The organism is Microvirga tunisiensis, assembly GCF_009296175.1.
Lineage (GTDB): Bacteria > Pseudomonadota > Alphaproteobacteria > Rhizobiales > Beijerinckiaceae > Microvirga > Microvirga tunisiensis.
Genome location: NZ_VOSK01000798.1, coordinates 1 through 1184 on the forward strand (window position 1 = coordinate 1; position 1184 = coordinate 1184).

General features: G+C 62.8%; 1 protein-coding gene. It reads right to left on the reverse strand.

Annotated features, from left to right (window positions below; genetic code table 11):
* The coding region (locus FS320_RS43740; RefSeq protein ID WP_152718696.1) for a Crp/Fnr family transcriptional regulator at nucleotides 1-753 on the reverse strand (753 nt) is incomplete at its 3' end.
* Nucleotides 754-1184 lie beyond the last annotated feature (431 nt).

Sequence of the window (1184 nt, forward strand, 5' to 3'; positions counted from 1 at the left end):
GGGCTCGGCACAGCTGCCGGGCAGCAGCGTCTTGAAGCGGAAGCGGATCTTGCGGTAGCACTCGCACGCTCCCCGTTCCAGACCGGCGCGGTCGATCACCCTGATCCCGCCACGGTACTGCTCGATCAGCCCCGACGTCTGGAGGCCGCGCAGAACGGTGCTGACCGTCGAGCGCTGCACGCCGAGCATCTCGGCCAGGAACTCATGGGTGAGGGGCAGGGCATCCTCGTCCAAGCGATCATGCGTGCTGAGGATCCAGCGGCAGCATCGGACCTCGACGGGATGGACGGCATTGCACGCCACCGTGTGATACGCCTGCGCCAGAAGGGCCTCGTTGTAGGCGAGCACCAGACGTTGGAGGTTGGGGCTCGCCTGAATGGCCACGTGCATGTGATCGAGAGGAACCCGCGAGACGCTGCCGGGGATCTGCACCACGTAGCGCCCAAACGCTTCCCGGCTGATAAAGGCGCTCAGCAGGCCAAACAGCCCCTCGCGGCCGAACATCGCCACCTCGGCCAACCGGCCATCCTCCATCACATCAACAAGGGAGATGATGGCATTATGCGGGAAGTAGGTGTAGCCGATTGGATCGCCCGGCTCGTACAGCACGGTCCCGCGCGGCAGGATGATGGCCTCGAGCTGCGGCTCCAGAAAGGCGAAATCCTCAGCCTCCAGCGCGGCAAGGAACCGGTTGGCCCGGTGGTCCAGTGGCGATCCTGCGGCCCCGGAGAGCCGGCGTCCTTCCACGGGCATGATCTTCTCGGGCAAGAGCGATCATCTGATCGAGCAGGGATAACGCGTCGACAGCAGGTTGGTTGAGCCGGGCAAGGACAACTAAGGACTAGATCGGCATCGGGCCAGCCAGCACCTCGTACCGCAGCCGAGAGCCATTCGAAAACGTGACTTTGGGAAAGGCTAGGTTCGGAAGCCTTAAGTAAGTGAGGCCTTGCTGGGATCCATGCTGCCTCTGCTGCGATGATCAGAGGAGGGCAGAGGGCAATAAGCTGCCCGGTGGGGATCCACGACAGCAGGAGAGGGGAGGGCAGGTCAGGAACGAAAAGCGGACCTTCTCACGGCCAAGCTGAAGGGCAGTCCGTGACCCTGGTTGTGTAAAAACGCGAACACCTCAGCTCTCAACGAACTATTTGTACAACATCAAGCCCGTACACCGGGGAATCCCCGGT